Origin of the sequence: Nocardiopsis sp. TSRI0078 (assembly GCF_001905145.1) — a bacterium.
Classification (GTDB): domain Bacteria; phylum Actinomycetota; class Actinomycetes; order Streptosporangiales; family Streptosporangiaceae; genus Nocardiopsis.
Map to the genome: position 1 here is coordinate 89,105 of NZ_LWLB01000004.1, position 24,876 is coordinate 113,980.

The following is a 24,876-nucleotide window of genomic DNA, read 5'->3' on the forward strand; positions in this document are numbered from 1 at the left end:
GCCCTAGGGACGCAGGTCCTCGGGGATCTCGACTCCCTGCTCCTCGTAGAAGCGGAGGGCGCCGGGATGCACCGGGACGGGGCTGTTGACGATGGTCTCGGGGACCAGGTAATCCTCGCCCGGGGCGTACACGTCGAGGATCTGGTCGATGTTCTCGAACATGGCCGAGGTGATGTCGTAGGCCTGGTCCTCGTTGAAGTCACCGGTCACGACCAGGGCGTTCCACACCGCGATGGTGGGCACGTCCTCGTCCACCCCCGGGTAGGTCCCGGCCTCGACGACGTGCTCGGTGTAGCCGCCGTAGCCGTTGACGACGGCGGAGCGCTCGTCGTCGCACATCGGGATGAGGTGGACGTCGTCGGTGGTGCCGAGCTCGGTGATGCCGGCGTGGCCCTCGCCGACCACCCAGGAGCCCGCGTCCAACTGGCCGTTCTGGAGCGCGCTGGCGGTCTCGGCGTAACCGAGTTGGTCCATCTCGATGTCGGTCTCGGCGATCTCCAGGGACTGGAAGACCTGCCGGGTCGTGGCCTCGTTGCCGCTGCCGATGTCACCGATGGAGTAGCGGTGGCCGACCACGTCGGAGAAGCACTCGAAGCCCTCCTCCTCGGCGATGGAGTCCAGGGTCACCGCGTGGAAGACGTTGGGGTAGAGCACGGCCAGCGTGTAGGTCTGGACGGGGGCGCCCTCGAAGTCGGCCATGCCGGTGGCCGCCTGGTCGGCGGCGTCGCCCTGGACGATGGCCAGGTGGCCGCTGCCGGAGTCGAGCAGGCGGAGGTTCTCCACGGAGGCGCCGGTGGACTCGACCGAGGCGGCCTGGCCCTCCAGGTTGTCGCCGATGATGCCGCCCAGCGCGCCGCCGATCGGGTAGTACACGCCCGCGGTGCCGCCGGTGACGATGCTGAGCTGGTTCTGGACGGGGCCGCCACCGAGCCCGGCCTCCTCGCCGCCGCCGGACTCCGCCGGCTGGGCGCAGCTGGTGAGCAGGACCGTGCTGAGGGGGATGGCGGCCAGGGACAGCGTCGGGCGTCGCATGGTCGGGTGTCCTCTCGGGGGGCTTCGGGGGTCGGTCCGGAAGCGGGGAGCGCGCGACGCCCCGTCCGGCGGCATGTGGCCCACGCCACTTCGCTGCCAGAAACGTAGTGGCCGCCCCCGCGGAACCCGTAGCCTTCCGCGCCGGATTTGAGCCTCCCCTGAGGTTGGGCCCCCTTGCTATGGTTCGACCATGGTGCGGCCCCCCACCCGATGGCCGGGGACGGTCTCCGGAGCCCTCCTCGCGCTCCTGGCCACCGTCTCCCTGCTCACCTGGTCACAGCCACGTACCCCCGAGCCCCTCCGCCTGTCGGTGGGAACCGGAGGTACCGGCGGGGTGTACCACGTCTACGGCGCGGGCCTGGCCCAGGCCGCCACCGCCGACCCGGACACCGAGATCGTCGCGCTCACCACGGCCGCGAGCGTGGAGAACAACCGCCTGGTCGCGGCCGGGGCCGTGGACGCCGCATTCACCCTCGCCGACGTCGCCGCGCTCGCGGTCGCGGGCGAGCCCCCCTTCGGGGAGCCGCTGCCCGTCTCGGCGATCGCGCGCCTGTACGACAACCACACCCACCTGGTGGTGCGCGCGGACTCCCCCTACGAGTCCGTCTCCGACCTGGCCGGGAGCACCGTGTCCGTGGGGGCGCGCGGGTCGGGCACCGAGATGATGGCCGAGCGGCTCCTGGACCTGGTGGCCCTGGGGGAGGCCGCGCCCGGCGTCCGGACCGGGCAGCGGGACGTGACGCGGCTGCGGCTGCCCATCGACGCCTCGGCCCGCGCCCTGGAGGAGGGGCGCATCGACGCGTTCTTCTGGTCGGGGGGCCTGCCCACCCAGGCCGTCGCCGACCTGGCCGGGCGCACCCCCGTCCGGCTGGTGGACCTGGCCGAGCACGTCCCGGAGCTGATCGGCAGGCACGGCGAGTACTTCTCCGAGCTGCCCGTACCCGCGGGCACCTACCCCGGCGTGCCCGCCGTGCGCACCATCGGCGTGCCGAGCCTGCTGGTGGTCAACACCTCCATGCCCGACGACGTGGCCCGCGACCTGACCCGGCTGCTGTTCGACTCGCGCGCCGAACTCGCCGGATTCCACCCGGTGGCGCTGCACCTGCACCCCCGTTCGGCGATCGCGACCCTGCCCGTGCCGCTGCACCCGGGGGCGGCCGCCTACTACCGCGAGGTCAAGTACGCGAACGGCGACCGGGGCGGCTGAGGACGCGGGCCGCCGGGGCCGGACCGGACGGCGCCGGGCACGGCGGCCCTCACACCGGGAGGCGGATCCGTGCGTCGATCCCGTGCGGCACCGCCGGCCGCAGCGACAGCCGCGCCCCCTGGAGTTCCAGCAGGGTGACGACGATGGACAGGCCGAGTCCGGAGCCGCCCACCCCGTCGTGCCCGTCCCGCCAGAACGGCCGGGTGGCCTGGTCCAGCTGGCTCGCGGGCAGTCCGGGCCCGTCGTCCACCACGTGCACGTCCACGTACCCGGGCCCCTCCGGCCCCTCCTCCACCCGGTGGGTGCGCACCGTGATCCGCACGCCCGGCCCGCCGAACTTCAGGGCGTTGTCGATGAGCGCGTCCAGCGCCTGGTCCAGGGTGCCCTCCACACAGCGGACCCGCGCGCCCGCGTCGCCCTCCCACACCAAGGCGGCCCCGGCCCGTTCGGCGATCGGCGCCCAGGACACCACGCGGTCCTCGGCGACCTCCGCGACGTCCTCCCAGACCATGGAGTGCTCGGCGTCCTCCGTGCGGGCCAGGGTGAGCAGGCTGTCGCAGATCCGGCTGAGGCGGTCCACCTCGTCCAGGGCGAGCCGGTGCTCCTGCGCGCCCGCGGGCCTCAGGTGGCGGGACAGCGCGTCCACGCGCAGCCGCAGCGCGGCGAGCGGGTTGCGCACCTGGTGGCCCGCGTAGGCGACGAAGGTGCGCTGGCTCTCCAGCATCGAGGTGATGGTGTCGGCCATCTGGTTGAAGGACTCCCCCAGGCGGCGCAGCTCGACCGGGCCGGCGGCGGTGCGCACCCGGGTGTCCAGGCTGCCGCCGCTGACCGCGCGGGTGGCCTCGTCCAGGTCGTCGATGGGACGCAGGACCCAGCGGGTGAGCGGTCCGGCCGCGGCGGTGCCCGCGACCATCAGCGCGGCGACGGCGGCCCAGGCCACGCACCACTGGGCGAGGGTGGCGCGGCGCAGCGACTCCGTGGGTGAGGCGGTGACGGCGGCGCCCACGACCTCGCCGGAGCGGCCGATGGGCTCGGCGACGATCAGCGGTCCGTCCTGCCAGGGGTAGACGACCGTGTCGGCGCCCATCCGGTTGCCCGCGAGCGCCGTCCGGACCGCCGCGGGGAGTTCGCCGCCGGGGAGGCGGGGGTCCAGGTCGGCGAGGGTGACGCCCTCGCGGGAGGCGGCCACGACCTCTCCGTCACGGTCGACGACGACGGCGGTGATGCCGTACAGCTGGTCGTAGGCGGTCAGCTCGCCGGACAGGGTGCCCTCCACCCCGGTGAGCACGCTGGGTTCGGCGAGTCCGGCGAAGCGGGCGGTGTCGTTGATCCGGTCCAGGAGCATGTCCGAGGTGCCCCGGGCGGCGATGCTCCCGCAGAGGGGCAGGGCCAGTCCGAGGCAGGCCGTGACCAGGAGGGTCACGTACACGGTCAGCACGCGTTGACGCATCGCGGTGTTCCGGGGGAGGGAGGCGGTCAGCAGCGCCGGGCCGCGGCGGCGGTCCCGGCCGTCGCGGCCGAAGCCGGGGAGGCGGGGGATGCGGCTCCGGGCGGGTCGGAGGCGGGCCGGGCGGGCGGCTCCTCCCCGGAGGGCACGGCCCCGTCCGCCGCCAGCCGGTAGCCGACGCCGCGCACCGTCTCGATGAGGCCGGGCACGCCGAGCTTGGAGCGCAGGGTGCCGACGTGCACCTCCAGCGTGCGCAGGGTCCCGGGCCAGGATGTCCGCCACACCCGCAGCAGCAGGTGCTCACGGGAGACGACCGTTCCCGCCTCTCGGACCAGCGCGAGGAGCAGGTCGAACTCCTTGCGGGTCAGCTCGACCGGCTCTCCCCCGCGGGTGACGGCGCGGGTGGCGGGGTCGACCCGCAGGGGCCCCGCGGACAGGGGCTCGCCGGTGCGTCTGTGCGTGCGGCGCAGGACGGCCTCCATCCGCGCGCACAGCTCCTCGATGGCCAGGGGCTTGACGACGTAGTCGTCGGCGCCCGAGCGCAGTCCGCGGACGCGCTCGCGCTGCCGGCCCCGGGCGGTCACCATGATGACGGCCGTGTCACCGGCGCCGTGGCGCTCGCGCAGGCGTGCGCACAGCTCGATGCCGTCCATGTCGGGCAGGCCGAGGTCGAGCAGGACGATGTCGGCGGGCGCCGCGGCGAGCGCGCCCTCGGCCGTGCGCACCTGGTCGACCGTGTACCCGTGGGCCTCCAGCGCACCGGCGAGGGCGTCGGCGAGCCGGACGTCGTCCTCGACGAGCAACACCTTGATCATGGGTTCGCGTCCTTTGAGGTGTGCGTGCGGGGGTGTACCGCACCCTAGCCGCACGGTGTGCCCCAGACCACACCCGGTGTCCGGCGCCGGGCGCGGGCTCCGGTCCGGGTGTGGCCGCGGTGCGCTCAGGGACGCGTGATGTGCGCCTCCGGGACGATCTCCGGGGCGCCGTGCTGGATGGCGTCCGCCTCCTGGTCGGTGTCCTGCTCCTGCGCGGCGCGTTCGGCCTCGATGCCCTTGCGGTAGTACTCGACCTCGCGCCGTACCTGCTCCTCGTCCCAGTCCAGGCAGCCCGCGAGCAGGTCGGCGGCCTCCTCCGCCGCGGCGATGCCCCGGTCCCAGGTCTCGAAGGAGATCCGGGTGCGCCGGGACAGCACGTCCTCCAGGTGCCGGGCCCCCTCGGCCTCGGCCGCGTAGACGATCTCGGCGCGCAGGTAGTCGTCGGCGCCCGCGAGCGGGCGGCCGAGGTCGGGGCGGTCCCGGACCAGGTCGAGCAGGTCGCGGGCCGAGGAGCCGTAGCGGCGCAGCAGGTGGGTGACGCGGGAGACGTGCAGCCCCGAGTCGCGGGCCAGCCGGTGCCGCTGGTTGTACAGCGCCCAGTAGCCGTCGGCGCCCACCAGGGGCAGCCGGTCGGTGACCGACGCCGGGATGCTCCCGCCCAGGCCGTGCGCGACCGCGTCCACCGCGTCCTTGGCCATCACGCGGTAGGTGGTGTACTTGCCCCCGGCGATGAGGACCAGGCCGGGCACGGGGTGGGCGACCGTGTGCTCGCGGGAGAGCTTGGAGGTCTCCTCCGACTCCCCCGACAGCAGCGGGCGCAGGCCCGCGTACACGCCCTCCACGTCGTCCCTGCCCAGGGGCGTGCGCAGCACCTGGTTGACGTGGTCGAGGACGTAGTCGATGTCGGCGCGGCTGGCGGCCGGGTTCTCCTTGTCCAGGTCCCAGGCGGTGTCGGTGGTGCCGATGATCCAGTGGCGGCCCCACGGGATGACGAACAGGACGCTCTTCTCGGTGCGCAGGATCATCCCGGAGGAGGCCTGGATGCGGTCGCGCGGCACGACGAGGTGGACGCCCTTGGAGGCGCTGACGTGGATCTGCCCGCGGCCGCCGACCATCTCCTGGATGTCGTCGGTCCACACCCCGGCCGCGTTGACCACCTGGCGGGCGCGGATGTCCGTCTCCTGGCCGTTCTCCAGGTCGGTGACGGTGGCGCCGACGACGTGCTCGCCCTCGCGCAGGAACCCGGTCGCCTGGACCCGGGAGGCGATGTCGGCGCCCAGCCCGGCGGCGGTGCGCAGCACGGTGGTGACGAAGCGGGCGTCGTCGACCTGGCAGTCCCAGTACTGGATGGCCCCCGCCAGCGCGCTGCGCTTGAGCGCGGGGAAGACCCGCAGGGCGCCGGACCTGGTCAGGTGGCGGTGCGAGGGCAGGCCGCGGTTGTTGCGCGAGGTCAGGGCCAGGGTGTCGTAGAGGGTGACGCCCGCACCGATGTAGGCGCGCTCCCAGTGGTGGGCGAACGGGAAGAGGAAGGGCACGGGGCGGACCAGGTGCGGGGCGATGGTGGTCAGCAGCAGCCCGCGTTCCTGGAGTGCCTCGCGGACCAGCTCGAAGTCGAACTGCTCCAGGTAGCGCAGCCCGCCGTGGATGAGTTTGCTGGAGCGGCTGGAGGTACCGGAGGCGAAGTCGCGCGCCTCGACCAGTCCGGTGGACAGGCCGCGCGAGACCGCGTCCAGGGCGATGCCCGCTCCGACGATGCCTCCCCCGACCACGAGGACGTCGAGTTCCTTGTCGGCCATCGACGCGAGCGCCTCGGTGCGCCCCTTGGGTCCCAGCCAGGTGGTAGCCATCCGTCTCCTCCGTCTCGATGGGGTTCCTCCCAAGCGCATACCCGCCGGGGACCCGTGTCCATCGGAGAGGGCCCAGGCTAACGGTGCGCGGGCGGACGCACCGGGCGCCCGCCCGCGCACCGGCGTGTCACGGGGCCGCGGACGCTCTCAGTGCCACTGCATCCGGTAGTTGGGGCGCCCGTCCCCGAGGAACTCGTCGATGTCCGCCACCGCCAACGGCTCTCCTGTCCGACGGCGCCGGGGCAGCCGCTGGAACGCCCGCTGGTAGCGCAGCGTCCCGCCCGTGTCACTCGGGTAGGTCGCGGGATCGACGCCGATGATCTCGGCCCCCTCCCGCGCGTGGGAGCGGATCAGCTCCTCCCAGTCGGACAGGGGCACCACCCCGGGCGACCACAGTCCCTGGGAGAACAGGTTGAGATGGATGTGGTCGTAGGGTTCGGTGTCCTCCAGGTAGCGCCGCAGCTCCTCGTGGGAGGGCTCCATGTTGAACCGCAGCCAGAACGGCACCGCGCCGAGCCGCAGGGTCCACAGCGGGTCCCACTGGACGTAGCTCTGCACGAGCAGGTGGCCGGCCGACACCTCGCGGCGCCGGTACCACCACCGGTACAGGTCGGCGACGAACGGGCTCAGCTCCTGCGGATCCCCGGTGACCAGCCTCCGCACGGGGTGGCCGCCGCGTTCGGCGACGACCCGAACGTGGGGGGTGATCGCGGGGTCGAACCCCCACTCGGCCTCGGGGCGCCGGGCGTCCGCCGTCGGCGGCTCCCAGGTGCGCCGGGACGATCCCTCGTCGGCGAGGTACTCGGCGATGCCCTCGCCGGGGCGGTGGTACTCCTCCTCGGACACCCCGCCGAGGCAGCCGAACTGGAAGTAGGTGCGCTCGGCCATCTCCCGGGTGCGCCAGTCCCGCGTGCACTCCAGCTGGATGACGGGGGCGTCCGGCGCCAGTCGCTCCTCGATGAAGCGCTCGTAGGCGTGGCTGAGGTGGCGCCACTTCAGCCGCAGGTAGGCCATGTTCTCCAGCATCGGGCGGTCCTGGGCGGGATCGTGCATCTGGTAGACCGACAGCTCGGGGTTGTTCTGCGCCACCTTCCCGGCGAGCGGGGTCAGGGCCTCCATCGCTCCGACGGGGTCGTCGGGGTGCGTGGCGATGTCCCGTGCCCCGACGAGCAGGGTCTGCGGCAGGAAGGGCGCCCGGAGCGCCGCCGCCAGGTGGACCGCCGCGCCGCTCGCCGAGCCGATCACGACGGCGGGGTGGGGCCCCGGGCCGTACTGCCTGGTGACCCACTCGGCAAGCCGCTCGGCGCGCAGCCTGCGGACCTGGTCCAGGGGCAGGCCCTGCATCATGCCCATCCCCCCGAAGACCGACCGGCGGACCGGGTAGGGCGGGCTCGACGCGACGGCCGCGAGCGCCCTCGACGACGGGCCGACCGACATCCCCCGGTGGTCCTTCCCCCTCAGGAACCGCCCCAGGGCGCGGACCATGTTCACCGACGAATCGAAGTCGACCAGGGCCCGGGGCGCGGATGGGCGTGTCATGGTCTCAGTCCTCTCTCTCGCGCTCGCTCCTCGGCCGAGGTCTCGTCCCCGAGCCGATCCGGTAGCGCTGGAAGGGTCGGCGGCCTGTCCCGCCCCGCTGGCCTCACCTGCGGCGCCGGAGCACCGCGACCGTCACGCCGGTCGCCAGGGCGGCCAGGGCGACACGCCGCACCGCCGTACGGCGCTTTCCGTACCATCCGCCGTGCGTGTCACCAGGCCCGGGCTCGGGTTCGAAGAGGTTGCCGCTGGTCGCCGGAGCGGGTTCCTTCCGGGACAGGTGACTGCGCTCCACCTGGGCCGCCATCATGCGTTCGACGAGGCCCGGGGTGAACTTCGACTGCATGACGAAGCCACGTCCGGCCGGTCCCACGACCGTCTCGCGCATCGGGAGGCGCACCAGGTCGACGATGGTGCGGCCCACCCGCTCCGGCGAGTAGACGGGCGGCATCGCCACCGCCTTGCGACCGGTGTGGTTGGCGGCGTGTTGGAACAGCGGGGTGTCGATGGTGGCCGGCAGCACCGTGCACACGTGCACCTTCTTGAACCCGTCCAGGCGCAGTTCCTGGCGTAGGCTCGCGCTGAGCGCCCGGATGGCGAACTTGGTCATGCCGTAGGCGTGGGTGTAGGGCTGGGCCACCACCCCGACGATCGAGGAGACGTTGACGATCACGCCCCTGCCCTGCTTGCGCAGGTGCGGCAGGGCCGCCCGGGCACCGTGGACGTATCCCATCAGGTTGACGTCCACGACGCGGCGGAACTCGTCCATCGGTGTGTCGGAGAAGGGGCCGAAGACGGTGACCGCGGCGCTGTTGACCCAGACGTCGATGCGCCCGTAGCGCTCGACGGCGCGCCGTGCCAGGTCGCGCACCGCGTCCTCGTCGGTCATGTCGGTCACCACGACGGTGGCCTCTCCTCCCCGCTCCCTGCACTCCCGCGCGGTGGCTTCCAGAGCCTCCCGCCTCCTGGCAGCGAGGACGACAGAGGCCCCGCTCCTGGCGAACCTGTGCGCCGCGGCACGACCGATACCGCTGGACGCGCCCGTGATGACCACGACCGAACCCTTGACACGCATGGCGGTTCAGCCTCCCCCGAAAGCCGACGGCAGTGATTGGAGTCGCCGCTACCCCAGGCCAGGACCACTAAACGGTGGCGGACACCCGGTGCGCCCGCCGCCGCACCGGCGTGTCACGGGGCAGCGGGAGACCGCCGGAGCGCCAGGGCGAGGAGGGCGGCGGCCATGGTGACCGCTCCCCCGACCAGTGCGGCCGCGCCCAGGCCGCCGGAGGCCGCGCCGTCGGCGGCACCGGCGACCGCGACCAGCGCGGCCAGTCCGACCGCCCCGCCGATCTGCTGCGAGGTGGACACCATGGCCGAGCCGACGCCCTGCTCCGCGTCGTCGACGGCGGACCCGGCGGCGGCGAACACGACCGGGTAGGTGGTCCCGGCGGTGACACCGAGCAGGACGACCGCCGGGAGCACGGCCCAGTAGGAGTCGGCCGCGACGGCGACGGCGAACAGCACCGCGGTGGGGCCCACTCCGGCCGTACCGGCGAGCAGGGCGCGGCGGACGCCCCACCGGTCGAGCAGCGGGGGCAGCAGCAGTGCGGAGCCGAGCACGGGAGCGTGCGCCTGCTGGTGCGGGCCCACGGCTTCCCCACCGCCGGGCTCTCGGCGCTGGACGACGACCTCCGGTTCGCCGGGGAGCACCTCGGCGACATCGAGCGCTACGCCGTCGTCGGCGACCAGAAGCTGCTCGAACTCATGGTCAGGGCGAGCGACAAGGTCGTCAGAGCCCGGGCGCGGCACTTCGCGCCGGAGGACGAGGAGGCCGCCTGGGCCTGGCTGGAGGGCTGACGCCGACCGCGTGCGGGACCGGCCCCGCACGCCGGTGTCTCGCGCGAGGGCCGTTCCCGTCAGGACGCGTCGGCGTAGGCGTGCGCGTAGGCCAGGACGTCGGCGACGTAGGCGCCGGAGCGGTTGTACGTCAGGATCGCGGACTCCCAGTCCGCTGCGGTCGCCAGGTCGCGGCCGTCCCCGCACAGGTACCGCCCCGCCGTGAGGGCGGCGTCGTCGATGTTGTGCGGGTCGGGGTCCCCGCCGGAGAGCGAGTCGCCCCACTGCTCCCACGTGTCGGGGATGAACTGCATCGGGCCGATCGCCCGGTCCCACTCCGCGTCGCCGTCGTACCGGCCGCCGTCGGTGTCCGGGATGGCCCGCGTCCGGTTCGTGCCGTCCAGCGGGATGCCGACGATGTCGACGGTCGTGGCGCCGTCCGGGCCGATCTCTCCCCCGGCGTAGGTGCCGTGGTGCGACTCCACGTACCCGATCCCGGCCAGGGTGGGCCAGGACAGCCGGCAGTCGGGCAGTTCCCGGGCCAGCACCAGCTGGGCGCTGGCGTACCCCTCCAGGGCCCGGCGCGGGATGCCGGTCGACTCCGACACCCGGTCGAGCCACGCGGCGCTGGGGCGCGAGGCCGCGGGGACGGGGCGCTCGTCGGCGCCCGTCCGCCCGGTCCCTTCCGGCTCCTCCTCCACGGGGGAGACCTCCGAGCGCTCCGGCGGACCGGTGAGCTCGTCGTGGGGCGGTGTCTGGATCGTGCCCCCGGGCGGCTCGACGTCGGAGGCCCCGGGCGGGGACCACTCGTTGAACGCGCTGGAGACCCGGTTGACCAGGAAGAGCACTCCCCCGGTCAGCAGCAGGCACACCGTCAGCGTCACGCAGACGGCGACCACCGGGCCACGACTCCGGCGCCCCTCGGCACCGGACGCACGCCGCTCACCCATAGGCCCCCCACATCGTCAAGAGAACGTCAATCCCGGATCACGCCGCAACCAAAGTACGCGACCGGCGACGGTGGGTTCCACCTCCCCCCCGGCACAGGAACCGTGTACGTGCGCGGGTTCCGGGCACGCGCGAGGGGTCGCACCGGCACCCGCCGGCGCGACCCCTGGTCGAACGCGTGTCCTAGTGGTGCGGGTTGACCACGACCTCGACCCGCTGGAACTCCTTGAGGTCGGTGTAGCCGGAGGTGGCCATCGTGCGGCGCAGGGCTCCCATGAGGTTCATGGAGCCGTCGCTGGTGGAGGCGGGGCCGTGCAGGATCGACTTCAGGTCGCCGATCGTGCCCACCCGGACCCGCTCGCCGCGCGGCAGCTCGCCGTGGTGGGCCTCGCTGCCCCAGTGGTAGCCGCCGCCGGGCGCCTCGACGGCGCGCGCCAGCGGGGAGCCCACCATGACGGCGTCGGCGCCGCAGGCCAGCGCCTTGGCGATGTCGCCGCTGCCGGTCATGCCGCCGTCGGCGATGACGTGCACGTAGCGGCCGCCGGACTCGTCCAGGTAGTCGCGGCGGGCCGCGGCCACGTCGCCGACGGCGCTGGCCATCGGCACGGCCACGCCCAGCACGGAGCGGGTGGTGTGCCCCGAGCCGCCGCCGAAGCCGACCAGCACACCGGCGGCGCCGGTGCGCATCAGGTGCAGGGCGGCGGTGTAGGTGGCGCAGCCGCCGACCACGACCGGTACGTCCAGGTCGTAGATGAACTGCTTGAGGTTGAGCGGTTCGGCGCGGCCGGAGACGTGCTCGGCCGAGACCGTGGTGCCGCGGATCACGAAGATGTCCACGCCCGCGTCGACGACCGCCTTGTGGTACTGGGCGGTGCGCTGCGGCGACAGCCGCGCGGCGGTGACCAGGCCCGCGTCCCGGATCTCCTCGATGCGGCGGCCGATCAGCTCCTCCTGGATGGGCGCCGCGTAGATCTCCTGGAGCCGCTTCGTGGCGGCGACGTCGTCGAGTTCGCGGATCTCCTGGAGCAGCGGCTCCGGGTCCTCGTAGCGGGTCCAGAGCCCTTCGAGGTCGAGCACGCCGAGGCCGCCCTGCTCGCCCACGGCCACGACCGTCTTGGGGGAGGCCACACTGTCCATGGGGCTGACCACCAGCGGCGTCTCGAACCGGTAGGCGTCGATCTGCCAGGCGATGGACACCTCCTCCGGGTCCCGCGTCCGCCGGGCAGGCACGATCCCGATCTCGTCGAGCTCATAGGCGCGGCGCCCGTTCTTGCCCAGCCCGATCTCCACCTGAGCCAACGTTTCGATCCCCTCTGACGTGCGTCACCGGATGGTCTACCGGCGCGTTCCTGCCGCCGAGAGTCTATCGACACGTCGCGGGGGGCCGTCCCCGTCTGTGCGGACCCGGCCCCGGGGCCGGGTCGGCGGAGAGGTCCGGACCGGCGCGCCCCGTCCGCCCCACCGATAGGCAAGCGCTTTCCATGCCCGGCTCCCCCACCCCGGCGGAAGCGGGGAGGAGCGGCGGAGCAAGGCGCCGCGGGCCGCACGGGAACCCTCCCGTGCGGCCCGCGGTGGCGGATCGGCGGCGGCCGGTGCCGCCCGCGGTCAGCGCGCGTTGTAGTTGGGCGCCTCGACGGTCATCTTGATGTCGTGCGGGTGGCTCTCGCGCAGCCCGGCACTGGTGATGCGCATCAGCTGACCGCGCTCGCGCAGATCGGCCACGGTGCGGGTACCGGCGTACCACATGGACTGGTGGAGGCCGCCGACGAGCTGGTGGGCGACCGCCTGGAGCGGGCCGCGGAAGGGGACCTGGCCCTCGATGCCCTCGGGGACCAGCTTGTCCTCGGAGGAGACCTCGGCCTGCGCGTAGCGGTCCTTGGAGAAGGAGCGGCCGCGCATGGCGCCGAGCGAGCCCATCCCGCGGTAGGCCTTGAACTGCTTGCCGTTGATGAAGATCAGCTCGCCGGGGCTCTCCTCCACGCCGGCCAGGAGGCTGCCGAGCATCACCGTGCTGGCACCGGCGGCGATGGCCTTGGCGATCTCCCCGGAGTACTGGAGCCCGCCGTCGGCGATGAGCGGCACGCCGGCCGGGCCGCAGGCCTTGGCGGCCTCCAGGATGGCCGTGAGCTGCGGGGCGCCCACGCCGGCCACGACGCGGGTGGTGCAGATGGAGCCCGGGCCCACGCCGACCTTGACGGCGTCGGCTCCGGCGTCGATGAGCAGCTGCGCCCCGGCGCGGGTGGCGACGTTGCCCGCGACGATGTCGGCGCGGGAGTTGGCCTTGAGCTTGGCGATCATGTCGGCGAGCCCGGCGGAGTGGCCGTGGGCGGTGTCCACGACGATGAAGTCGACACCGGCGTCCACGAGCAGCTTGGCGCGCTCCTCGGCCTCGGTGCCCACCCCCACGGCGCCGCCGACGACGAGGCGGCCGTCGGCGTCCTTGGTGGCGTTGGGGAACTGCTCGCTCTTGATGAAGTCCTTGACGGTGATCAGGCCGCGCAGGCGGTTCTGGCCGTCGACCAGGGGCAGCTTCTCGACCTTGTGGCTGCGCAGGAGCTCGAAGGCCTGGTCGCGGCTGACGCCGACGGGGGCGGTGACCAGGTTCTCGGTGGTCATGACGTCGCGGACCAGGCGGCCGCGGTCGCTCTCGAAGCGCATGTCCCGGTTGGTGACGATGCCGACCAGGACGCCGGAGCCGTCGGTGACGGGGACGCCGGAGATCCGGTAGTGGGCGCACAGGCGCTCGACCTCGGCGAGGGTGTCCTCGGGCTTGCAGGTGACCGGGTCGGTGACCATGCCCGCCTCGGAGCGTTTGACCAGGTCGATCTGGCTGGCCTGGTCCTCGGCGGAGAGGTTGCGGTGCAGCACGCCCGCGCCGCCCTGGCGGGCCATGGCCACGGCCATGCGCGCCTCGGTGACGGTGTCCATCGCGGCGGACAGCAGCGGGATGCTCAGGGTGATGTTGCGGGACAGGCGGGTGGTGGTGTCCACCTCGCCGGGCTGGAGGTCGGAGTAGGCCGGTACGAGGAGCACGTCGTCGTAGGTCAACCCCGGCGGCAGCACCTTGTCCCCGTATTCGCTGTACTCCTGAGCCATGACACAACCTCCGCTTCGCCGGCACACCTGCGCGGTCTCGCCCCCGCGTGTCGTCTCATCCTAGGACGTGGTCCCGTGCGCCCCCGGTGGAACGGGCTGTTCGACCCGTCACCCCGGCACGAAAGTGACCAGTATCACGGTTTGGCCGACGCCCTTGGTGGCGGCCCCGCGAGGGGTCCTACCCCCTCAACGGGCACACGGTGTCCGGTTCTTCCCAAGATGTCGGAACTCTTCCCGTCGGAGCGCGCGATTCACGCGCTCCGGCCGCGGGTGCCGACGGACTGGCCGTGGACGTCGCCGGTGTGGAGCAGGAGGTTCCACGCTCGGTGGTCTTGTACTTGTGGCGAGGCTGGGGGCCCGAACCCGCCCCAGGTACAGGACCACGCCGGACGGGACCGGCCCGGCGAACCCCCGCGGTCACGGTGCTAGTGCCAGGAGGAGCGGCGCGCCGTCGGGCCCAGGGCGCGGCAGTACCCGCGCACCCGGGGGCGGTGGGGACACGGGCGGCGGCCGGCCCGGGGGCGTCCGCCGTGCTCAGGGGAGGAGGCGGTTCGCCACGGCCACCTGCCGAAGCCGAGCAATAGCTCGGTGCTGGGCAACCCGTACCGCTCCTGCCGACATTCCAAGGACATGTCCCGTCTCATCCGCTGTAAGTCCTGCGATCACCCTCATGACCAGCAGCTTCCGCTGCTGCTCGGGCAGTTCGTCGAGAAGCTCCCTGGCGCGCTGGGCCTCGATGACCCGCACCGCCGACTCCTCCGGTCCCGGCCCCTCGTCCGGCCGCTCGGGCACGGAGTCGGTGGGCACCACCTCCACCCTGCCGGCCACGCGCAGGGTGTCGGCCACCTTGTGGGCCGCGATCCCGAACACGAAGGCCGCGAACGGGCGGCCGCGGTCCTGGTAGCGCGGTATCGCCGAGAGCAGGGCGATACACACCTCCTGGGCCACGTCGTCGGAGTAGTGGGCCAGTCCCGAGACCCGCGCGAGGCGGGCACGGCAGTACCTGACCACCATGGGGCGGACCTCGCGCAGCAGCGAGTCCATGGCCCCGTCGTCCCCTCGGACCGCGAGGGACCCCAGATGGTTCAACCCCGTGTCGCGCGTAGCGGGGTCCGCCTCCCCGTGCGTTCCTGGCCGCTGCGCGGTAACGCCCCCCCGGGCGCCTGCATCCGTCACGTTACGAATGATGCCCCCACCACAGGACCCAACCACTCAGATCGACAACTACGGAATGGTCACGTTTTGGGAAATTCGCCCGAAAACGCCACGTGTGCCCGGGTGAAACGTGGGACCCCCGTGGTAGTGCGCGGGGGCGGGACACGCTCGTGCCCCGCCCCCCGAACCGGATCCCACCGGACCCGGGTGCCGCAGCCGGTACTAGTGGCTGTGGCCGTGGCCCTCGTCCTCGTCCTCCTCGGGCTTGTCCGCGACCAGCGCCTCGGTGGTCAGCAGCATGCCCGCGATGGATGCGGCGTTCTGGACGGCGGAGCGGGAGACCTTGACCGGGTCGATGATGCCCTCGGCGGTCAGGTCGCCGTAGGTGCCGGTCGCGGCGTTGTAGCCGTGGCCGACCTCCATCTCCGACACGCGGTGGGTGACCACGTAGCCCTCGGCGCCCGCGTTCTCGGCGATCCAGCGGGCGGGCTCGACCAGGGCGCGGCGGACGATCGCCACACCGGTGGCCTCGTCGCCGGTCAGACCGAGGTCGCCCAGAGCGGTCGAGGCGTGCACCAGGGAGGCGCCGCCGCCGGCGACGATACCCTCCTCGATGGCCGCGCGGGTCGCCGAGATGGCGTCCTCCAGGCGGTGCTTCTTCTCCTTGAGCTCCACCTCGGTGGCCGCGCCCACGCGCAGGACGGACACGCCGCCCGCGAGCTTGGCCAGGCGCTCCTGGAGCTTCTCGCGGTCCCAGTCGGAGTCGCTCGCCTCGATCTCCTTGCGGATCTGGCGGACGCGGTCCTCGACCTCGGACTGCTCACCGGCACCGTCCACGATGGTGGTGGTGTCCTTGGTGACGGTGATGCGGCGGGCGCTGCCGAGCGTGTTGACGTCGGCGTTCTCCAGGGTCAGGCCGACCTCCTCGGCGATGACCTGGCCGCCGGTGAGGACGGCGATGTCCTGGAGCATGGCCTTGCGGCGCTCGCCGAAGCCGGGCGCCTTGACCGCGGCGACGTCGAGCGTGCCGCGGATCTTGTTCAGCACCAGGGCGCCCAGGGCGTCGCCCTCGATGTCCTCGGCGATGATGAGCAGCGGCTTCTTGTTGTTCTGGAGGACCTTCTCCAGCAGGGGCAGCAGGTCGTTGAGGTTGCTGATCTTGCCCTGGTGGATCAGGATCAGCGCGTCCTCCAGCACCGCCTCCTGGCGGTCGCCGTCGGTGACGAAGTAGGGCGAGATGTAGCCCTTGTCGAACTGCATGCCCTCGGTGAAGTCCAGGTCCAGACCGAAGGTCGGGGCCTCCTCCACCGTGATGACGCCGTCCTTGCCGACCTTGTCGAACGCCTCGGCGATCATGTCGCCGATCTGGGCGTCCTGGGCGGAGTTGGTGGCGACGTAGGCGATGTCCTCGCGCTCCTCCACGGGGCGGGCGCGCTCCAGAAGGATCTCCGACACCCGGCTCGCGGCGGCGTCGATGCCCTTCTTCATGGCCATCGGGGAGGCGCCGGCGGCCACGCTGCGGATCCCCTCGCGCACGAGGGCCTGCGCGAGGACGGTCGCGGTGGTGGTGCCGTCACCGGCGGCGTCGTTGGTCTTGGTGGCGACCTCCTTGACCAGCTGGGCGCCCAGGTTCTCGTAGGGGTCGTCCAGCTCGATCTCACGGGCGACGGTCACGCCGTCGTTCGTGATGGTGGGGGCACCGAACTTCTTGTCGATGACGACGTTGCGGCCGCGCGGGCCCAGCGTCACCTTGACGGCGTTGGCGAGGCGGTCGACGCCCCGTTCGAGGGCGCGGCGGGCGTCGTCCTCGAACTCCAGGATCTTCGGCATAGGGATGCTTCCTCTTCGGCTGGTCAAAAAACGGGCATCCCGCCCGCCCGGCGATGTGCCGACCGGTGCGGGATGCGGATGTCCTCCGAGCCCGGCGCCGCCGGACCCCGTCGGGACCTACTTCTCGACGACCGCGAGGATGTCGCGGGCAGAGAGGACCAGGTACTCCTCGCCGTCGTACTTGACCTCGGTGCCGCCGTACTTGCTGTAGAGGACGACGTCGCCGACGTTCACGTCCAGCGGGATGCGCTTGTCACCCTCGTCGTCCCAGCGGCCGGGGCCCACGGCCAGGACCTTGCCCTCCTGGGGCTTCTCCTTGGCGGTGTCCGGGATGACCAGACCGGAAGCGGTGGTCTGCTCGGCCTCCAGCGTCTGGACCACGACGCGGTCCTCCAACGGCTTCAGCACGGTCTTGGTGGCGGTCGACACGGTGTGACCTCCCCCTTCAGAGTTTCGGTGTCCTGTCTTGGTCCGCACTGGTGCACGGACCGGCTACGAAAAAGGGGCGACCACGGCGGCCTGTCGTCGCGGGTGCCAGACCGGCCTCGTCGCGATTAGCACTCTACCCCCGAGAGTGCCAGAATGGAAATGTGACCGTGACCCCCCGCCAGGGCCCCGGCCCCGCCCGGGTCGGTCGGTGGCGGGGCGCCCGGACCCGGCGGAGCTTCGGCCGGGGGCTTCGGCCGGACCGCCCGCGGGGGCCGGAGAGGGCCGGGCCGGTCCGGACCGGCCCGCCGGGGACACTCGTTCGCCGACCGCTCTTCGACGTCTGGGGGGAACCCATGCGCGTGCCCGCCTTCGAGGCACTGCTCACCGGCGCGGGCCGGGAGGTGCTGGCGGGGATCGACCCGAAGGCCGCCGCCCGTGACCGCCTGGCCGCGGCCTCCCGGCTGCGCGCCGATCCCCGCGTGGCCGCTCTCGACCCCGGTCTACCCGTGTCGGAGCTGGTAAACGCGCTCCTGACCCAGGTGTTGCTGCGCGAGCGCGGCCGGTCCAAGTTCGGCGACCGCGCGGAGCGGATGTTCTTCACCCCCGACGGCCTGGAGCAGTCCACCCGCCGGGTGGTGGCCGACCACCGCGCGGAGCGGATGGCGCGGGTGGCCCCCGACGTCCTGGACGGCGCCGCCGCGGGCGACCTGTGCTGCGGGGTCGGCGCGGACCTGCTGGCGCTGGCCGAGCGCGGTGTTCCGGTGGAGGGCGTGGACGCCGACCCCCTGACGGCGGCCGTGGCGCGCGCCAACATCGAGGCCCTCGGGCCGTCCGGCCCGGCCCGGGTCCGCGAGGGCGACGCCGCCGGGACCGCCCCCGGCCGGTACCCGCTGCTGTTCTGCGACCCCGCGCGGCGGGGCGGGCGCGGCCGGGTGTTCGATCCGGCCGCCTACTCCCCGCCCTGGGACACGGCGGTCGGGCTGGCCGCCGCCGCGGGCGCGGCGTGCCTCAAGGCGGCGCCGGGCATCCCGCACGAGGCGCTGCCCGAGGAGGCGGCGGCCGAGTGGATCTCGGTGGACGGGGAGCTGAAGGAGACGGCCCTGTGGTTCGGCGCGCTGGCGGAGGGACCGCGGCGCCGGGCGACGGTCCTGCACGAGCGGGAGGGCCTGCTGGCGCGCGAGGGCGCGGCGGCGCACCTGGACGCCGAGCCCGGCCTGGGCCCGGCCCCGGTGGCCCCGGCCCGGCGCTACCTGTACGACCCGGACCCGGCCGTGGTGCGCTCGCACCTGGTGGCCGAGGCGGCGGCCCGGGTGGACGGCGCCCTGCTGGACGAGCGGATCGCCTACTTCACGGCGGACACGCCGGCCGTCTCACCCCTGTGGCGGGTGCTGGAGGTCCTGGAGGTGCTGCCGTTCTCCCTGAAACGACTGCGTTCAGCGGTGCGGAAGTTGAATGCCGGGACGGTGACGGTCAAGAAGCGGGGCTCGGCGGTGGACACCGAGAAGCTGCGCCGGGACCTTCGGGCGTCCGGTCCGGAGTCGGTGACGGTCGTGCTCACCCGGATCGGCGAGCGGCCCTTCTGCCTGCTGTGCCGCGAGGTCGGGGAGCCCTCCCGAGGCTGAGGGGCGTGCGCGGGACGGGGGTCCGCGCGCGAGGCGGCGCGGGACCGTTCACGGGACGGGGACCGTGTTCCACGTCACCGGGTCACGGAGAAGGGTCAGATCGTTACCTCCGGAACCCAGATCTTTGGCCGCTCCCCGGGGAGGGAGCGGCCGGTGTCGTTAAACTGGCGACCGCTGAATTCTTTCCCTTCTCATGGATTCACCCGGAAGGCCATGGTTGTTTGATCCGCCCCCGCGGCTCGATCGGAACATGGACCTCGCCTCTTGTGTATACACACAGTCACACTCTAATTACGACGAGGCAGTATTGACGCGGGAGCGCCGCCCGCCCGGGGACCATCGAGAACCCGCCCCGTCCGGAACCACCGTCCTTTCCCCCCGGACAGGCACGGGAGCGCCAGAAAAATAAGGAGCACCTCGGTGGAACAGACCAATCACAACTTCCTCAACGGGGGAGGCCAGGCCGGGATCTCCGACCGGATGCGCGACCTGCTCTCCCAGGCCGCTCAGGAGCACGTCTCCGACCAGAAGTCGCAGGGCGCCGTCAGCGAGGAGATGCGCCAGCGCCTCGAAGGCATGGAATGGCTGCTCCGCGAACTGCGCGAGCGCGAACTCACCGCCCTCTCCGAGTCGGTCGCCACGGTCAACAGCCGCGTCGACGACTTCCTGGCCCGTCCGCCGGAATGGGCCGAGACCCTGGCCGAGCACATAGAGGTCGTCGGACAGCAGGTCAAGCCCCTCTCGGACCTGCCGTCCCTGCGTGCCGACACCAACCGCGTCGCCGGGCACCTGGACACCGCGCTCACCCGCCTCCAGCGGATGGCCGAGACCGGGACCCGCACCGCCGAGCAGGTCACCGAGCTCGGGGAGCGCCTCAACGGGCTGAGCGACGCCTTCGGTGAGCGCCTGGACGCCCTCGACACCGCGCTCGCCTCCCTCACCGCCAGGACCGAGGCCGTCGAGGCGTCGCTGTCGGCGCTGTCGGAGGCCTCCGACAGCCGCCACGAGGCCCTCACCAGCGGTCTGGCCGAGAGCCGCACCGAGCTGGCCGAGGCCCTGGCCGACGGGAGGACGGAGATCTCGCAGGCCCTGTCCGAGGGCCGCACCGAGCTCGCCGAGGCCGTCGCCGCCGGCCGCGAGAGCCTCGCCTCCGCCGTCGAGGAGAGCCGCGAGGCCCTCACCTCGGCCCAGACCCGGCTGGAGGAGTCCGTCACCGCAAGGCTGGAGGAGTCCTCCTCCGAGCTGCGCACGCTCGTCGAGGAGCGCACCGAGCGGCTGCGCGCCTCCTTCGAGGAGCGCACCGCCGAGCAGCACGAGACCCTGCTGTCCCGCCTGCAGGAGAACACCGGTGAGCTGGGCGAGCGCACCACCGCCCTGGCCGAGGAGCTGACCGCCCTGGCCACCGCCTCCGGTGAGCGCCACGAGGCCCTCGCCGCCAAGCTCACCGAGAGCGTCGGCTACCTCAGCACCCAGGCCGAGGAGAACAACGCCGAGACCACCGCGGCCGTCGCCGACGTCACCGGTTCTCTCGCCAAGCTGCGGGAGAAGCACGAGTCGTCGCTCACCGAGCTGCGCACCCACCTGCGCCAGCGCCTGACCGAGCTCAACGAGCAGATGGAGCTGGGCCGCACCGAGATCCGCGAGCACGCCGAGGCCACCTCCGAGCAGCTGCGCGAGGCGCTGACCGAGCGCACCGACGCCCTGGGCACCCGGATCACCGAGGACGCCGAGCGCGTCACCTCCGACTTCGCCGAGCTGCGGGAGTTCGTCCGGGAGAGCGGCGACAAGCTCGCCACGGAGTCCGAGGAGCGCTCGCAGGCGCTCACCGAGACGCTCACCGAGCAGGTGGAGGCGCACCGGACGGCCCTGGACGAGCGGCTGGAGCGCCAGCGCGAGGCGCTCACGGGCAAGGTCGACAACCACCTGTCGCAGATCACCGGCAAGGTGGACCACGAGCTGGGCCGCCTCACCGACCGCTTCGACACCTTCGAGGGCCACTTCGAGGGGAGCTTCGAGAGCGTCGAGGGCAAGATCGACCGCATCGACGGCCGCATCGACGGTGTCAACGGCCGCCTGGACGGCCTCGACGGCCGGGTCAACGGCGTCGAGGGCCAGTTCGAGGGCGTCAGCGGGCACTTCGAGGGCGTGGACGGCCGCATGGAGGCGCTCGACGACCGGCTGGAGGCGCTCAACCAGCGGCTCAACCAGCTGCCGCAGACCATGGAGGTCAGCGAGCTGCACCGCCGCCTGGCCGAGCTGGTGGACCGGCCCCAGCTGGACCACACCGGCAAGCTGGAGGAGATCGACGAGCACGTCACCTCGTCCGTGACGCCGGTGCTGCGCGAGCTCAAGCAGCGCCCGGACCGGCACGAGCTGGAGGAGACCGTCACCGAGGCGGTCGAGAACTCCCACGACGACATCACCAAGCGGTTCACCTCCCTGGAGGAGACCGTGCTGGCCCTGGCGGAGGCGCTGCTGCGCCCGGGCCGGGACGGCAAGAAGAAGCGCCGCCACGATGATGACGAGGACGACGAGTAGGCCGCCGTCCGCCCGGTGACCGCCGGGCGGGCACGGAGAAGCGCGTGAGGGGGCCGGGACACCGCGCGGTGTCCCGGCCCCCTCGCGTGTCCGAAGGCCCGAGGCCTCAGACCGTGAAGACGATCTTGCCGAAGTGCTCGCCGTCGGCCATGGCCTGGAAGCCCTCCTTCGCCCGTGCCAGCGGCAGCACCCGGTCGATCTCGGGCCGCACGCCCGTGCGGACGCACATCCGGGCCAGGGCGTCCAGCTCCTGCTTGGTGCCCATGGTGGAGCCGATGACCCGCAGCTGGAGGAAGAACACCCGGTTGAGCTCGGCCGGGGGCGCGTCCCCGCTGGTGGCGCCGCAGGTGATCACGGCGCCGCCCGGCTTGAGGGAGCGCAGCGAGTGCGCCCAGGTGGCCTGGCCGACCGAGTCGAAGACCGCGTCCACCCTCTCCGGCAGCCGTTCACCCGTGGGCAGCGCCGCGTGGGCGCCCAGGGACAGTGCCCTGCTCCGCTTCTCCTCGCTGCGGCTGGTGGCGTAGACGCGGTGCCCGACCTGCGCCGCCAGGCGGATGAGCGCCGCCGCCACGCCTCCCCCGGCCCCCTGCACCAGCACCGTGGAACCGGGCCGCAGGCCGGCCTTGCCGAAGAGCATGCTGTAGGCGGTGAGCCACGCGGTGGGCAGGCAGGCGGCCTCCTCGAAGCTCAGCTCCGCGGGCTTGGGCACCAGGTTGCCGCGCGGCACGAGCACCTTCTCCGCGAAGGTGCCGTCGTGGACCTCCGAGAGCAGCGAACGGCGGGGGTCGCGGGTCTCGTCGCCGCCCCCGGCGGAGGGGTCCCCGACGACCCCGTGCACGATGACCTCGTTGCCGTCCTCGTCCACTCCGGAGGCGTCGCAGCCCAGGACCATGGGCAGGCGCTCCTCACCGAGCCCGACGCCGCGCAGGCTCCACAGGTCGTGGTGGTTGAGGGAGGCCGCCCTGACGTCGACCGTGGTCCACCCCTCGCGGGGCCCGGGGTCGGGGCGCTCGCCCGCCTCCAGGCCGGAGACGGGGTCCTCGGGTGCGATGCGTGCTGCGGTGATAGCGAACATACCCCGAAGCCAACCACGGAGACCGAATCCGGTTCCACCCCCGGCCGGGCCCGGTTCCCTACGGGTCCGTGGGCCCCCGCCCCGCCTCGAAGCGCCGCCTGTACCTGTCCAGCGCCTCCTCCATCACGTCCTCGGAGAGGTAGGCGACCGGCCGGACGTCGTCCAGGAGCGGTTCGTGGTCCGGGCCGTGGGCGACGGTGCGCCCCTGGAGCACCCACCCGCACCGCTGCGGGTCCTCCTCCACGAGCGAGGCGTACTGGCGGACCTGGCGGGCGAGCCAGTCCTCCGTCGGGCGGGTCCACCAGGGTTCGGGAGTCAGGACGGTGACCGAGAGCCCGGGGAGTTCGAGCCCGCTCTCGTAGTCCTTGCTCACCGAGTTGCGGTCCTGGTCGGGTCCGTCGGAGTAGCGCAGGTAGAGGCGGTCCCGTCCGGAGACGAGCTCCGCCAGTTCGGCCAGGCCGGTGACGGTCGGCAGGGGTGTCCGCGCGCCGTCGCGCCGAGAGGTCGCGTCCATACGGCCCGACTACCCGACCGGGCCCGAAGGACACCCCCGGTGCCCGGCGCCGGCCGGATCCGCCGCGTCCGGCGCCCCGGGGCGGTGCTGTCCAGCGTGAGGTGCTGTCCAGCGTGACTGGTACTGAGAGCGTCCGCCAGTAGGTGCCGGCTTTGGATGGGCCGGAAACGTTGCTGGTGCGAAGCGAGGGGCCTGGCCTGCGTTGATCTTGTGCTTATAGCGAGTTCGGGCGCCCAAACTCGCTATGAATACAAGATCAACGAGCTCGGAACCTTCTGATGCGCATCCGTCACGTCCACGGCTCCCCCGCTACACGCTGTCCCGGTCGTCCGGCGCCGCGTGCCCGGGCCCGGCCCCGCGGGTCCGGCCGGCGACGTCACCGGAGCGCAGGAGCGGCGGGTACAGCTCCCGGGCGCCGCCGAACCGGTACAGGGCGGCGGGGCGTCCCGCCTCGGCGACGCGCCGCTCGCCCGTGGGCTCCACGAACCCCGCCGTCCTGGTGACCTTGCGGCGGAAGTTGCTGGGGTCCAGGGCGATTCCCCAGATCACCTCGTAGACCCTGCGCAGGTCGCTGATGGTGAAGGGCTCCCGGCAAAAGCTCACGGCCACGGTGGTGTACTCCAGCCGAGACCGCGCGCTCTCGACCGCGTCGGCCAGAATCCGCCCGTGGTCGAAGGAGAGGCCGAAACCCGGGTCGAGCGCCCTGTCGACCGGCACCCACACGGCGTCGGCCGCGTCGGTCCCCGCGGCGGGGACGGGCAGGTCCGGCCCCAGCGCCAGGTAGGCCACGGTGATGACCCGCCCCCGGGGGTCGCGGCCCGGGTCGCCGTAGGCCCCCAGCTGCGCCAGGTGCAGCGTGCGCCCGTCCAGCCCGGTCTCCTCGCGCAGCTCGCGCAGGGCGGCCCCGTCCAGGCTCTCGTCCGGTCGCACGTACCCGCCCGGCAGCGCGCTGCGGCCGAGGAAGGGCTCCTTGCCGCGTTCGACCAGGAGCACCTGGAGGGCGTCGTCGCGGACGGTGAAGATGACGAGGTCGACCGTCACGGAGACCGGAAACCGGGGCATCTCGGGCGCTACTGCGGTGTTCATCCCCTCAACCTACTAAAAGTCGACTTGACCATAACCAGCGCCTCCATTATGGTCAGTTCGACTAGAAAAGTCTTCGGGATGCCACGGACCCACAGGAACGCACGCGGGGAGTACGCCTTGACGGAGTTCATACTCGGGGTCGCCAGCTCACTGGTGGCGACGGGCGCGGCCCTCGGGCTCGGATGGCTGCTGTCCCACCGGGCCCGCTGGTGGCTCCTGGCGGTGGTCTCCGGGATCAGCGGACTCGGAGTCCGGCGGGTCCACCGGCACCAGGACGACGCGAAGGCGGCGCTCTCCGACGAGATCGGCCGGGCGCGCTGGCTCCGCGTCATGGTCGGGCGGGGCAACGAGCTCACCCGGGACGGCTTCGCGCCGCTGTGGACCGGCGAAGGACGGCCGCCGGACTCCGTCCGGGTGCTCCTGCCCGACCCCTCCCCCACGGCCGCGGAGGAGTCCTGGCTGGAACGGAGGGAGAGGGAGCTGGCCTCCGTCGACCCCGGCTTCGGTCCGGGCCTGCTCTCCGAGCAGGTGCTCGCCAACTTCCACTACCTGAGCGAGGCGGTGAGGGGAGCGCAGAGCACCGAGATCCGCTTCTACGACCTGCCGAACCTGTACCGGATCGTCGCCACCGACAACACCGCCTTCATCACGCTCTACCAAAGCGCCGAACACGGGCGTCACTCGCCGTGTATCGTCGCGCACCGATCGGGCGAGCTGTACGACTTCGCCCTGCGCGTCTTCGACACCGCCTGGGACTCCGCACGGGTTCCGGACGGCACCCCCTCCCGGGATTCCTGAGGGCCCTCGCCCCCGCCCCCGCCCCCGCCCCCGCCCCCGCCCCCAGCCATCCGACACCGGCGCCT

The 24,876-nt window shown here is 72.9% G+C and carries 21 protein-coding genes; 5 read left to right on the forward strand and 16 right to left on the reverse strand.

Annotated elements, in window-relative coordinates; all coding sequences use genetic code 11:
- Positions 1 to 3: 3 nt before the first annotated feature.
- The gene (locus A6A08_RS06060; protein WP_073701539.1) at positions 4 to 1,032 is read right to left on the reverse strand and encodes a TAXI family TRAP transporter solute-binding subunit; all 1,029 of its coding nucleotides are present in this window, start codon (positions 1,030 to 1,032) and stop codon (positions 4 to 6) included.
- Between the two features lie 190 nt (positions 1,033 to 1,222).
- Between A6A08_RS06060 and A6A08_RS06065 the strand changes: the two genes are divergently transcribed.
- Positions 1,223 to 2,239 (forward strand): TAXI family TRAP transporter solute-binding subunit, encoded by a 1,017-nt coding sequence (locus A6A08_RS06065; protein WP_073701540.1) that lies wholly within the window; start codon positions 1,223 to 1,225, stop codon positions 2,237 to 2,239.
- 49 nt (positions 2,240 to 2,288) lie between these two features.
- Here the strand turns inward: A6A08_RS06065 and A6A08_RS06070 are convergent, their stop codons facing one another.
- The 6 genes from A6A08_RS06070 to A6A08_RS27910 all read right to left on the reverse strand — a co-directional run bounded on the left by A6A08_RS06070 (position 2,289) and on the right by A6A08_RS27910 (position 9,504).
- Positions 2,289 to 3,689: a HAMP domain-containing sensor histidine kinase gene (locus tag A6A08_RS06070; RefSeq protein ID WP_073701541.1), complete on the reverse strand. Its 1,401-nt coding sequence runs from the start codon at positions 3,687 to 3,689 to the stop codon at positions 2,289 to 2,291.
- Between the two features lie 26 nt (positions 3,690 to 3,715).
- On the reverse strand, positions 3,716 to 4,501 hold the full coding sequence (locus A6A08_RS06075) for a response regulator transcription factor (RefSeq protein WP_083608896.1): 786 nt from the start codon (positions 4,499 to 4,501) through the stop codon (positions 3,716 to 3,718).
- Positions 4,502 to 4,626: 125 nt separating this feature from the next.
- A complete protein-coding gene (locus A6A08_RS06080; protein ID WP_073701542.1) occupies positions 4,627 to 6,348 on the reverse strand; it encodes a glycerol-3-phosphate dehydrogenase/oxidase in 1,722 nt (573 codons plus the stop codon).
- A gap of 147 nt (positions 6,349 to 6,495) precedes the next feature.
- Positions 6,496 to 7,887 (reverse strand): hypothetical protein, encoded by a 1,392-nt coding sequence (locus A6A08_RS06085; RefSeq protein WP_073701543.1) that lies wholly within the window; start codon positions 7,885 to 7,887, stop codon positions 6,496 to 6,498.
- A 103-nt stretch (positions 7,888 to 7,990) separates the two neighbouring features.
- Entirely contained in the window at positions 7,991 to 8,959 is a 969-nt protein-coding gene (locus A6A08_RS06090; protein ID WP_073701544.1) for an SDR family oxidoreductase, read from the reverse strand.
- Positions 8,960 to 9,072: 113 nt separating this feature from the next.
- Positions 9,073 to 9,504 carry an MFS transporter gene (locus A6A08_RS27910; protein WP_158069263.1) on the reverse strand — a complete coding sequence of 144 codons (432 nt, stop codon included), beginning with the start codon at positions 9,502 to 9,504 and terminating at the stop codon, positions 9,073 to 9,075.
- Between the two features lie 6 nt (positions 9,505 to 9,510).
- Here A6A08_RS27910 and A6A08_RS27915 point away from each other — a divergent pair, with 6 nt between their 5' ends.
- Complete coding sequence (locus A6A08_RS27915; RefSeq protein ID WP_073701545.1) at positions 9,511 to 9,741, forward strand: STAS/SEC14 domain-containing protein; 231 nt, start codon at positions 9,511 to 9,513, stop codon at positions 9,739 to 9,741.
- Between the two features lie 59 nt (positions 9,742 to 9,800).
- Here the strand turns inward: A6A08_RS27915 and A6A08_RS06105 are convergent, their stop codons facing one another.
- The 6 genes from A6A08_RS06105 to groES all read right to left on the reverse strand — a co-directional run bounded on the left by A6A08_RS06105 (position 9,801) and on the right by groES (position 17,178).
- Positions 9,801 to 10,670 carry a lytic transglycosylase domain-containing protein gene (locus tag A6A08_RS06105; protein WP_073701546.1) on the reverse strand — a complete coding sequence of 290 codons (870 nt, stop codon included), beginning with the start codon at positions 10,668 to 10,670 and terminating at the stop codon, positions 9,801 to 9,803.
- 181 nt (positions 10,671 to 10,851) lie between these two features.
- Entirely contained in the window at positions 10,852 to 11,958 is a 1,107-nt protein-coding gene (locus tag A6A08_RS06110) for a GuaB3 family IMP dehydrogenase-related protein (protein WP_073701547.1), read from the reverse strand.
- 315 nt (positions 11,959 to 12,273) lie between these two features.
- Positions 12,274 to 13,764, reverse strand: a complete 1,491-nt coding sequence (gene guaB, locus A6A08_RS06115; protein WP_073701548.1) for an IMP dehydrogenase — start codon at positions 13,762 to 13,764, stop codon at positions 12,274 to 12,276.
- A gap of 534 nt (positions 13,765 to 14,298) precedes the next feature.
- Entirely contained in the window at positions 14,299 to 14,940 is a 642-nt protein-coding gene (locus tag A6A08_RS06120) for a sigma-70 family RNA polymerase sigma factor (protein WP_378701521.1), read from the reverse strand.
- 201 nt (positions 14,941 to 15,141) lie between these two features.
- Positions 15,142 to 16,749, reverse strand: a complete 1,608-nt coding sequence (gene groL, locus A6A08_RS06125) for a chaperonin GroEL (protein ID WP_073701550.1) — start codon at positions 16,747 to 16,749, stop codon at positions 15,142 to 15,144.
- A gap of 117 nt (positions 16,750 to 16,866) precedes the next feature.
- A complete protein-coding gene (groES, locus tag A6A08_RS06130; RefSeq protein ID WP_073701551.1) occupies positions 16,867 to 17,178 on the reverse strand; it encodes a co-chaperone GroES in 312 nt (103 codons plus the stop codon).
- 353 nt (positions 17,179 to 17,531) lie between these two features.
- Between groES and A6A08_RS06135 the strand changes: the two genes are divergently transcribed.
- Positions 17,532 to 18,800, forward strand: coding sequence for a class I SAM-dependent methyltransferase (locus A6A08_RS06135; RefSeq protein WP_073701552.1), 1,269 nt, complete (start codon positions 17,532 to 17,534; stop codon positions 18,798 to 18,800).
- Positions 18,801 to 19,220: 420 nt separating this feature from the next.
- Complete coding sequence (locus A6A08_RS06140) at positions 19,221 to 21,338, forward strand: hypothetical protein (RefSeq protein WP_073701553.1); 2,118 nt, start codon at positions 19,221 to 19,223, stop codon at positions 21,336 to 21,338.
- A 106-nt stretch (positions 21,339 to 21,444) separates the two neighbouring features.
- Here the strand turns inward: A6A08_RS06140 and A6A08_RS06145 are convergent, their stop codons facing one another.
- The 3 genes from A6A08_RS06145 to A6A08_RS06155 form a co-directional block, all read right to left on the reverse strand.
- A complete protein-coding gene (locus A6A08_RS06145; RefSeq protein WP_073701554.1) occupies positions 21,445 to 22,413 on the reverse strand; it encodes a zinc-binding dehydrogenase in 969 nt (322 codons plus the stop codon).
- A gap of 58 nt (positions 22,414 to 22,471) precedes the next feature.
- A complete protein-coding gene (locus A6A08_RS06150; RefSeq protein ID WP_073701555.1) occupies positions 22,472 to 22,927 on the reverse strand; it encodes a DUF6098 family protein in 456 nt (151 codons plus the stop codon).
- A gap of 309 nt (positions 22,928 to 23,236) precedes the next feature.
- On the reverse strand, positions 23,237 to 24,013 hold the full coding sequence (locus tag A6A08_RS06155; protein ID WP_073701556.1) for an NUDIX domain-containing protein: 777 nt from the start codon (positions 24,011 to 24,013) through the stop codon (positions 23,237 to 23,239).
- 117 nt (positions 24,014 to 24,130) lie between these two features.
- Between A6A08_RS06155 and A6A08_RS06160 the strand changes: the two genes are divergently transcribed.
- Positions 24,131 to 24,811, forward strand: a complete 681-nt coding sequence (locus A6A08_RS06160; RefSeq protein ID WP_073701557.1) for a hypothetical protein — start codon at positions 24,131 to 24,133, stop codon at positions 24,809 to 24,811.
- Positions 24,812 to 24,876 lie beyond the last annotated feature (65 nt).